Below are 9333 nucleotides of genomic sequence, written 5' to 3'. Positions count from 1 at the left end.
GTGGCTACCAAAATAAAGACGTTAAAAATCTCAACCTTCGTGAGTGGGATTGCCCTTCTTGTGGCACGCATCACAATCGAGATATGAACGCAGGACAAAATCTTAAAAACGAAGCGATAAGGCTTCTAACCGTAGGAACTACGGGGATAGCCTAATCAATAACTGGCGGTTACGCTGGTGTTCTTAGGAATCTCCTACTTCAAACAGCTTGTAAGAGTGTTAAGTGGGGGTAGTTCAATTAACCTCGGCCATATTTAAGGACGGTGTTTGTGTGTTTATAGCATTGAAATTAAACAACTTCATTATTGCCAATCAATATAGACGCTTTGAATCCATTGTGATACGCTTCTAAGTAATGTAGTCTCAGATGGGCTGCACATATTTGATTTTTTCACTAGGGGTGCTTTGTTAGAAAAAGCTGAGAGAAGACATCCGTCTTTAACCCTTATTACCTGAACTGGGTCATGCCAGCGTAGGAAAGTGAGCGTTCGTTTAGTGAATATTCATATGACTAAACCACTCCTTACCTATGGTTCGGAGTGGTTTTTTATGATGATTAAGGAGGATTTTTGGCATGGAGAAGCTTACCGTTGGACTTGAATGGTTTATGAATCCAGATCATATCCCGTTAATGGTCGGGATAAAGAAGGGCTGGTTTGAAGAGGAGAATATCGACATTAGCATGGTCGAGCCTGAGGAGCATTTTGATGCGATCGATGAGATTAAGAAAGGGACGATGGATATTGCCATTACCGAGCCGCTTCATCTCGTAGAAGATCGCGCCAATGATGAGCCTGTGGTCGGTTTTGCCCGTTTCTTACATACAAATGGCGGTGTCATGTACGTGAAGGATAAGGGAATTCGTCGCCCTATGGATTTGATCGGCAAAAGGATTCAATATCCAGGCGCACCTGGCCTTGGCGGGCTTGCGATTGTGAAAACGATGGTTGAAGCTGATGGCGGCGTATGTGCGTTAGAAGATTTTCAGCCGGTCAACAATAGCTTTTACCATACAGATGCCTTGAAAAACGATAAGGCCGACGCTGCGACGCTCATCTTCCGAAACTTTGAAATGACAGAAGCGAAGCATGAAGGGCTTGATGTTGATTTCTTCGCGTTGAAGGATTGGGGTGTCCCGGATTTTTGCCAACTCATCTTCATTACCTCGCCGCAGATTCTGCAAGCGCGTGAAGCGGTCATCCAAGCTTTCTTAAAAGTGATTTCTAAAGCGATTGATTTTATTTACGAGCACCCAGAAGAAGCGAAAGCCATTTATGTTGATTATACAAAAACAGATCGAGAAGACGAGCTCGCTGTGGCTATGATGGAAGCGACATGGCCGTGCTTTACGTATGATTTTTCAATGACGGCTGAGTATTATGACGAGCTTCAGCAATGGCTCAAGTCAGTTGGGAAAATTGAGAAGACGGTTGACTCACACGAATACTGGACAAATGCATTTGTTTTTTCGCGGAAATGAGGGAGTGAACCCTTACGTCAAGGGGGCTTACTTTTTAAAATGGGTAGGCGCACAAAAAAGGGAGTACCGAGAAATGCGACGTCGGTATTCCCTTCGTTCGTTTTGCTGAGAAAAAATTATTTCTCTTCTTTATACATCAACGTAAGCAAGAAGAACACGACAAAGCTTAAGAGCAAGGCGACGCCACCGGCGATATATGCGATGAGTGTCACTGTTTCTGGAAGGTCAAAGGGCTTGACCATGTAGAGCCACATGCCGGCAGATAAACCGATAGAACCGATAATGGCGGTCCAAACGTGTATTTTCGTTAACAGCGTTTGTTTTGTTTGGAAAACCTTATAGTATACGGCCCACGCAAACAGGCTTAGCCAGCCAACGACGAGAACATGCGCATGGACTGGGCGAAACGCGTAAGAACCAGCACCAGCCATATGGGCACCGAGGATGGCGCCGATGACGCCAAAAATACCAGCAAAGCGCAAAAGTATTTGACTGTTTTTGTTCATTGATCATCAACCTCCCTTTATTAGATCATGCATCTGCCACGGACAAGATCTGCTCTCATGATACTACGTGATCGTAAACGTAACAATATAAGTCATCCTATATGTTGCTTGATCAAGGTTCTCAATAAAGAATATATTACGAGAGAAACACATCATTTCTTCTTTAGGTGAGTTAATACTTTTTGTTATTCGCAAAATAAACAATGAAATAGACAATGACTTGCACACAAATGAGCAATCCGATCGTCTGTGCAAGCATCGGATTTCCAGTGATGAGACTGATGATGACAATCACACCTTCAATCAGCAAGCTATATTCGAAGGCTTTGGCCCTTGAGGTAGTGGCGACAAATTGATTTCGTTCGTCCGTTTGGTTGACCTCCATTTTTTTCGCGTATTCTTGATCCTTTTTCATTTTCACCCCTTGCAACAGACGGACGACCGCAACACCGATCATGCCGCCGCCCACACCGAGAAACATGTCTTTTTCGCCAGTGCTCATGATTGCAAAGCTGATAAATCCAGCGCCTAAAATGAATATGAGAATGCTCCATAGCCTATGGTGACTGTTGGCTTTCATCATTTATTCCTCCTCAGTGTTGTTTCCTTCTTCAAAATAAAGACGTCTTCAATCGTTTGCTGAAACGTTTTGGCAATATGATGTGCGAGTAAAATGGAAGGGTTATAACGCCCGTTTTCTAATGAAATGATCGTCTGGCGTGATACATTGAGTACATTTGCCAGATCTTTTTGGGTCATCTGCCGCTCTTTTCGCAATTCGGCAATCCGATTTTTCATGCAATCCCTCTTTTCGACGACTGTGTAAAGCTAGCTTTACATTTAAGGCCGATAGGTAGACACATCAAGCAGTGAGGCTTGCACAAATAAAGAGTTACGACTATAATCCACCTACAGCGAATTTGTAAAACGAGATGAGAGTGTGAGAGTTGATGTCTAAGAAACAAGAAATCATTTTGACGGCGCGAGAATTGATGAATTCAAAAGGATACCGGTCTACATCAATTAGTGATATTCTCGAGGCAAGTGAGATCGGAAAAGGGCAATTTTATTACTATTTTTCCTCGAAGTATGATCTTGGCCTTGCGGTTGTAGAAAATGTCATTAACGAGTGGGAAACGCATTTCTTCTCGATTTTTGAAACGTCAGAGGAACCTGCGGCGAAGCTAAATGAGATGCTTGATAAAAATTTGGCATTTTACACCGATGACCTTATGATGTCAGGCTGCCCGATTGGGAACTTGGCGTGCGAAATGAGTGAGCACGATGAAACGTTCCGCCAAAAAATTCAATACGTATTTGACCGCTGGATCGGGGCTGTTGAAGAGGCGTTAACAGGTATGGTGAAAGAAGGGCGACTGGACGCAAATATGGATACGAAAAAAAACGCTCAAGCGATCGTCGCGATGGTTGAAGGCGGTATTTTGCTCATGAAAAACCAGCAGGACGCGCACTTTTTATCCAATGTGTTTGACGTCATTCGTGCACAGTTCAACCTTACAGAATCGTAGAAGCTTTATTTCTTGCCCCTCAGCTCACTTGTATGATAAGCTACTTTCTGTACCAACTGGTAGGTACAAAATGAATATATGGATAAGGTGGTGCACCGCATGAACGTTGATATTTGGTCTGATATCGTTTGTCCTTTTTGTTATATCGGAAAACGGAGATTGGAAAATGCACTCGCTGCATTTCCTCATAAAGAACATGTAACGATCAATTTTAAAAGTTTCGAACTAGACCCGAATGCGCCCTTATACGAAGGAAAGACATATGCTGAGCTTTTGGCTAAGAAGTATGGCATGAGTGAGGCACAGGTAAAAGAAATGACTTCCACAATGACGGAACAGGCTGCACAAGTCGGTTTGTCGTTTCACTTTGACGACATGAAACCGACGAATACATTTGATGCACATCGCTTGTTGAAGCTTGCCAAATCGTATGGCAAAGAGAAAGACGTCAAAGAAGAGTTGTTTTATGCCTTTTTCACGGAAGGAAAAGATGTCGGTAATCGCGCTACACTTGCCGGTATCGCAGAAACTGTTGGCATTGATCGCACAGAGGCTGAGCAAATGCTTGCTGACGAATTACAGTTTGCGAATGCCGTGCGTGCAGATGAAAGAGAGGCGCAAAGCTACGGTGTGAGCGGGGTCCCTTATTTTATCTTTAACAATAAATATACTGTTTCCGGGGCACAGCCTGAGGAAACCTTTGCCGGAGCACTGCAAAAGGTGTGGGAAGAGGAGCAAGCAAAATCACAGCTCCAAGACCTTTCAGCCGGCGATGCTGGCATGTGTGCTGATGGTCGTTGTGCTGTTCCTGAAAAGGACACTCAATAAATATTGCAAACAACATAAAACAACAAGAAAAGAGATGGTGATCCTATGTCAACGAATGACGTACAAACGAGTTGGACAAATGGAACAAAAGGAAGCGGAGTATTAAAAACAGAGGGAATTGATACAAATATTGCGATCCCAGCTGCATTAGGCGGGAGCGGAAACGGTGCGAACCCTAAAGAAATTCTCGTCTCCGCAGCCAATGCTTGTTATACAGCAACACTCGTGTACATGCTAGAAAGACGAGAGATTCCCGTAGAAGAGCTCACGATCAATTCCGACGTCAGCTCGTCTAAAGATGAATTTAAAATTATCCATTATCCACACGTTGTCTTAGCGGCAGATGCGACAGAAGAACAAGCAGAAACCGCCAATCGTTTGTTTGAAGCAGCGGATAAAGGCTGCGACATCGGCAATATGCTGAGAAAAGCGGACGTCCAGTTTGCTATAGAAGGTAAAGTGACGACGAAATAAGCGCGTACAAGAGAGAGCTCGCCCGGTCATGGTGATGACTGAAGGCGAGCTTTTTTATTTTTCATGGCTTGATATGAAGTGACTGATCTATTTTATACCGTCTGTTCGTGGAGATTGCCTATGATATTGCTTTCATTGATCATCTAGCCCCAGCGGTTGGGTCTGAGAGCAAAGAGTCTTAATTGGGGGACAGACAATTTTATATTGCAAAACATTTTCATACTGGTATAATTTTCAAAGAATGCAAGATGTCCTAATCTTCATTCTATGGGTGGACTTCATATGTTATGAAGCTAGGAGGTTTTACGATGTTTAGCTATTATGGAAAATTAAGTACGGAGCTCTATGAATTAACAAAGCCGGTCGGCCATTCGGTTCGTGGTGATATTGAATACTACACGGAGCGGCTCGCGGGAACAAAGGGAAAAGTCCTTGAGGCGGGCGTTGGGTCAGGACGCTTTCTCGTTCCTCTGCTTGAAAAAGGCTTTGATGTTGATGGGATCGACTATTCCCCGGAGATGCTGGCGGCTTGCCGAAAAAATTGTGAAGATAGAGGAATGTCGCCAAGTGTCTATGAAGGTGATTTGACGCAGTTTTCGTTACCTTCGACGTACGAAGCCATTATCATTCCGACAGGGTCGTTTGCCTTAATCGAATCACTAGAGGGTGCGAAGAAGGCTTTGCAATGCTTTTATGACCACCTTACGCCTGGCGGTCGTGTCATCATTGACCTTGAAATTCCAGGTCATTTTCGTCAAGGCACGATTTCAAAGGCAACCTTTCCATCGTCTGATGATGAAGGGATTCTCCTTGAAGACACGCATGTGGAAATCAATTGGGTGGAGCAATATACATTGTCGCACTTAAAATATGAAAAATGGCGCAAAGGTGAATTAATCGCTTCTGAACTGCAAAAGTTTGTGCTGCGGTGGTATGGCATTGAGGAATTCACGCTTTTACTAGAGAAGATCGGCTTCTCACAAATCACCTGTTCTGCAGAGTACAGCTATGGAAAACAACCGACCAAAGAGACGGAATGGGTGACGTTTGAGGCAGTTAGGTAAATAGAGAGAATTAAATGAGAGCAACCCCTAAAACGACGATAAAAAAGGGGTTGTTCTTTTTGTTGTGCGGAAAGGTTGTGGTTGCGACAGCTCTTGAATTAACGAACGTTAAGTAGTCTGAAAGTTTTGTGTAAACTTTAGTCATTGTTGGCATAGATTAGAAGAAATCAAGAGGACTCAACGTCACCGAGAGTATTCGTCGTGCATAGGCTAGTGACATGCGCCTCATTTGTAAATGTTTGTTGTAAAGGAGTGATATGAGGGCGACCAGCGATTCGGAAAATGATGATTTAGCAATAATGTAAGCGTTTTCTTTTTGTGTGGTTTGTCATAGTTTATCTCGAGGGGGTTGGCATATGAAGACATTTTTCCCTATAGCGCGCGCTTTTGTGCTGCTTGCTTTTGTGCTTCTGTTTGCTGCAAGCTGCAGTTCAGCGGGACCAGGGGCAGATGAAAAAGTGATGCGCTGGGCTGGGGGCTGGCCGCGGCCACCGTTGTTTCAGGGGAATTCGTTTGCAAATGGAGGCATAGGTGAGGCGACGAACTACGTGTTTGAAGGCTTAATGCAGAATGTGCGGATTACGAATGAACAGCATTTGCGGTTAGCGGAATCGGTCGACTTTCAGGAAGGCTTTGTGGAGGTAAAGCTTGTCGACGATGCTGTTTGGCACGACGGTGTGCCGGTGACGAGTAAAGACATATGGGCTTATTACATGTTAAATAACGGTGCTGAAGTGACGCAGTATATGGAGGACATTGAAATAATTGATGACAAGACCTTCCGTGTGCACTGGTTAGAGCCGTATGCGAATGACATTGTCCTATCTTTTTTGCTTGGGCAGGATAAGCAAGCGACGATTCCTTATCATATTTACGGTGAGTATGTCGATCGCGCGGCGGAGCTGTTGGCCGAGGCACCGAGGTATTCACAAGAGGAGCAGCTTTTGAAGAAGGGCCGGTTTGGCTTACAGATTGATGATGCGTTAATGAGCGAAATTGATAAAAACTGGCGCGACTTTCTCGTAGCTGGTCCAGACATGCCGGTCGGAACGGGGCCGTTTACGATTAGCCGGGTGACCTCGTCTGATATGCTTTTGGAAAAATTTGATGATTATTATCTCGCGGATCAAATTAAATTCGACAAATTGACGATTAAAAACCCAGGCTCGGATGGGGCGGCGGCATTTGCCTTACTGCGCTCAGGGCAAGTGAACTATTTGGATGGGACACCGCCACAAGATATTTTGGAGTCTTTATTGGCAGCAAATAAAGACCTTGTCCATTTTAAAATGCTCGATCCAGCTTCCGTCGGCATTCTTTACAACCAAGCGATGCCGCCATTTGATCAAAATGAGTTCAGGCAGGCGATCACGTATGCCATTGATCGCTCAAAAGCAAGAGAAGTCGGGAATGTCTATGGGCGGGAGCCAACGATTTCGCTGACAGGGCTTGTCCCTTCTGATATGGAAAATTGGCTGAAGCCTGAAGTCATCGACAGTATGCGTGACTACTCCTATAACCCAGAAAAGGCGGAAGCGATGCTGATTGAGCTTGGCTGGAGCCGTGATGAAGAAGGCATTTGGCGTGATCCTGACGGCGTTCGTCCAGATTTTATTATTGGGGTGAATGGTGCGTGGCAAAATGGCTTGATGCCCGGACAGATCGTTGCAGAGCAGCTGACCGCTTTTGGCATGCCGACGCGGTTAATGGCTGTGGACGGAACGGTCTACTTCAGCAATGCGACGAAGGGCGACGGGATGTATCATATGTCGATGGACTGGGTCGACATTGCGTGGGGCTTTATGTTTCCTTGGCAGTCGATTCGCGAAGTGTATGAAGGTGGCATTGCGAAAATGATGCACATGCCTCGTTACGCTGAAGATCATGAAGATCCCGGGAAACGCAATAAAATTGATTTGCGTTTGACGAGCTATGACGGTGTTGAGTTTGATGTGAATGAAGTTGTTCAAAGAATCCCTTATATGGATGAAGAGGAATATACGCTCTGGTTTTCCCGTATGGCATGGGCGAACAACGAAGAAGCGTTTGGGATCAATTTATTTCAAAATGTGACTGGGACATGGCTTAACCAAGGGAAAATGAGCGGGCTTCCGCTTGAATCGAAAATAGAAAAGTATGACCGCAATATGCCTGTTCCGGAAACGGAAGCGGATATGAAGGAAGTGCTAAAAACAAACTTTTTTAATTCCGGCATTCAGCCATATATCGAAGGGCAATACCGGCCAAAAGAGTAAAAGGGGGGACGTTTGTTGACGCGACGGATCTTTTTTAAACGGGTGCTCAGTGCACTAGTGACGATTGTGCTAGCGGTTGTGCTGACTTTTGTTCTTTTACGAATGACCCCAGGCAGTGCGATTGACCAATGGGCTCGCGATTATGCGCTGCAATACAATATTACGATCGATGAAGCGTATGAACGTGTTGCCAATATGATTAATTATGATCCAAATGAACCGATTCACGAGCAATTTGCCCGGTATGTCAGTAATTTAGCTCAAGGGAATCTCGGCTACAGTATGGTTCATCAAGGGCTGCGGGTGAATGATATTATTGCGAGTGCTTTGCCGTGGACGCTGTTTGTGTCGAGTATTGCTTTAGTCGTTAGTTTCGTCATCGGGGTGTATTTAGGGGTGAAGATGGCGTATAAACGTAAATCGTGGCTAGACCCTGTAATCTCGGTCTACTCCGTTGTCACAAATGCGGTGCCAGACTTTATTTTTGCCCTTCTGTTACTCATCGTGTTCTCATACGGGCTTGGCTGGTTTCCGATTAACGGTGCCTACGATTTCTATTTAACCCCTGGGTTTAACGTTGAATTTATTATGAGCATTTTCTATTACGGGGCATTGCCGATCTTTACGTACGTGCTTACGCTCATTGGCCAATGGGCACTGATGATGAAAGGGAGTGCGATCAGTGTGCTTGGCGATGACTATATTGAAGCGGCAAAGGCACGGGGATTGCCAGAGAAGCTCATCGTTAGTAAATATGTTCAGAAAAATGCGATTATCCCTCTTGTGACCCAACTCGCGGTGTTTTTAGGGGGGATGCTTGGGGGTGCCATCCTCGTTGAAAACCTCTTCCAATACCCAGGAATCGGCTATTTTATGGCTGAGGCGACGGGGCAGCGGGATTATATTGTCATGCAAGGAATTCTGCTCTTTATCGCGATTACGATGATTATTGCAAACTTTATTGCGGATTTGCTTTATAGCAAGCTCGATCCAAGAATTCGGATTGAAGAGTAAGGGGGGATGGAGATGCAGGGAGTGGTTGATTTTTTCGCGTCATTGTTACGAACCGGCGTTCGTGTATCGGCTTGATCATTACCGTTTTTTCATTCTTATGGCAACGGTTGGACCGCGGATTTTTCCGTTAAATATGCAAGTCGATTATGAAAATCGGTACGAACAGCCGAGCTTTGAGCATTG

The 9333-nt window shown here is 44.8% G+C and carries 11 protein-coding genes and 1 riboswitch; of the genes, 8 read left to right on the top strand and 3 right to left on the bottom strand.

The annotated features are described in order from the left end of the window. Together G4V62_RS18415 and G4V62_RS18410 are read left to right on the top strand one after the other, a co-directional pair. The coding region (locus G4V62_RS18415) for a zinc ribbon domain-containing protein (RefSeq protein ID WP_165205019.1) at positions 1-155 on the top strand (155 nt) is incomplete at its 5' end. A 231-nt stretch (positions 156-386) separates the two neighbouring features. Continuing rightward, positions 387-496: riboswitch (TPP riboswitch) on the top strand. Between the two features lie 78 nt (positions 497-574). Beyond that, a complete protein-coding gene (locus G4V62_RS18410; RefSeq protein ID WP_165205017.1) occupies positions 575-1480 on the top strand; it encodes an ABC transporter substrate-binding protein in 906 nt (301 codons plus the stop codon). 116 nt (positions 1481-1596) lie between these two features. Here the strand turns inward: G4V62_RS18410 and G4V62_RS18405 are convergent, their stop codons facing one another. The 3 genes from G4V62_RS18405 to G4V62_RS18395 form a co-directional block, all read right to left on the bottom strand. Next, on the bottom strand, positions 1597-1986 hold the full coding sequence (locus G4V62_RS18405; protein WP_165205015.1) for a hypothetical protein: 390 nt from the start codon (positions 1984-1986) through the stop codon (positions 1597-1599). 172 nt (positions 1987-2158) lie between these two features. After that, positions 2159-2566 (bottom strand): DUF2178 domain-containing protein, encoded by a 408-nt coding sequence (locus tag G4V62_RS18400; protein WP_165205013.1) that lies wholly within the window; start codon positions 2564-2566, stop codon positions 2159-2161. Beyond that, positions 2566-2784 carry a helix-turn-helix transcriptional regulator gene (locus G4V62_RS18395; RefSeq protein ID WP_165205011.1) on the bottom strand — a complete coding sequence of 73 codons (219 nt, stop codon included), beginning with the start codon at positions 2782-2784 and terminating at the stop codon, positions 2566-2568. The genes G4V62_RS18400 and G4V62_RS18395 overlap by 1 nt, the downstream gene beginning before the upstream one ends. A 152-nt stretch (positions 2785-2936) precedes the next feature. On the opposite strand from G4V62_RS18395, the gene G4V62_RS18390 reads away from it, so the two are divergent. From G4V62_RS18390 to G4V62_RS18365, 6 genes are all read left to right on the top strand, one after another. Beyond that, positions 2937-3515, top strand: coding sequence for a TetR/AcrR family transcriptional regulator (locus tag G4V62_RS18390; RefSeq protein ID WP_165205009.1), 579 nt, complete (start codon positions 2937-2939; stop codon positions 3513-3515). Between the two features lie 99 nt (positions 3516-3614). Beyond that, the gene (locus tag G4V62_RS18385) at positions 3615-4343 is read left to right on the top strand and encodes a DsbA family oxidoreductase (RefSeq protein WP_165205007.1); all 729 of its coding nucleotides are present in this window, start codon (positions 3615-3617) and stop codon (positions 4341-4343) included. A 45-nt stretch (positions 4344-4388) separates the two neighbouring features. Beyond that, the gene (locus G4V62_RS18380) at positions 4389-4817 is read left to right on the top strand and encodes an OsmC family protein (protein ID WP_165205005.1); all 429 of its coding nucleotides are present in this window, start codon (positions 4389-4391) and stop codon (positions 4815-4817) included. A 308-nt stretch (positions 4818-5125) separates the two neighbouring features. Further along, positions 5126-5881: a class I SAM-dependent methyltransferase gene (locus G4V62_RS18375; protein WP_165205003.1), complete on the top strand. Its 756-nt coding sequence runs from the start codon at positions 5126-5128 to the stop codon at positions 5879-5881. Positions 5882-6237: 356 nt separating this feature from the next. After that, positions 6238-8136: an ABC transporter substrate-binding protein gene (locus G4V62_RS18370; protein ID WP_165205001.1), complete on the top strand. Its 1899-nt coding sequence runs from the start codon at positions 6238-6240 to the stop codon at positions 8134-8136. Positions 8137-8151: 15 nt separating this feature from the next. Further along, a complete protein-coding gene (locus G4V62_RS18365; RefSeq protein ID WP_212508842.1) occupies positions 8152-9150 on the top strand; it encodes an ABC transporter permease in 999 nt (332 codons plus the stop codon). Positions 9151-9333: the final 183 nt, after the last annotated feature.

The organism is Litoribacterium kuwaitense (assembly GCF_011058155.1).
Taxonomy (GTDB): Bacteria; Bacillota; Bacilli; order Bacillales; family DSM-28697; genus Litoribacterium; species Litoribacterium kuwaitense.
This window is presented reverse-complemented; position numbering and strand designations above follow the sequence as displayed.

What these genes read in the sequence shown, in the direction of transcription:
- G4V62_RS18370 (WP_165205001.1), top strand. Translation starts at nt 6,238, where the DNA reads ATGAAGACATTTTTCCCTATAGCGCGCGCTTTTGTGCTGCTTGCTTTT.
- G4V62_RS18405 (WP_165205015.1), bottom strand. Translation starts at nt 1,986, where the DNA reads ATGAACAAAAACAGTCAAATACTTTTGCGCTTTGCTGGTATTTTTGGC.
- G4V62_RS18390 (WP_165205009.1), top strand. Translation starts at nt 2,937, where the DNA reads ATGTCTAAGAAACAAGAAATCATTTTGACGGCGCGAGAATTGATGAAT.
- G4V62_RS18395 (WP_165205011.1), bottom strand. Translation starts at nt 2,784, where the DNA reads ATGAAAAATCGGATTGCCGAATTGCGAAAAGAGCGGCAGATGACCCAA.
- G4V62_RS18375 (WP_165205003.1), top strand. Translation starts at nt 5,126, where the DNA reads ATGTTTAGCTATTATGGAAAATTAAGTACGGAGCTCTATGAATTAACA.
- G4V62_RS18385 (WP_165205007.1), top strand. Translation starts at nt 3,615, where the DNA reads ATGAACGTTGATATTTGGTCTGATATCGTTTGTCCTTTTTGTTATATC.
- G4V62_RS18400 (WP_165205013.1), bottom strand. Translation starts at nt 2,566, where the DNA reads ATGAAAGCCAACAGTCACCATAGGCTATGGAGCATTCTCATATTCATT.
- G4V62_RS18410 (WP_165205017.1), top strand. Translation starts at nt 575, where the DNA reads ATGGAGAAGCTTACCGTTGGACTTGAATGGTTTATGAATCCAGATCAT.
- G4V62_RS18380 (WP_165205005.1), top strand. Translation starts at nt 4,389, where the DNA reads ATGTCAACGAATGACGTACAAACGAGTTGGACAAATGGAACAAAAGGA.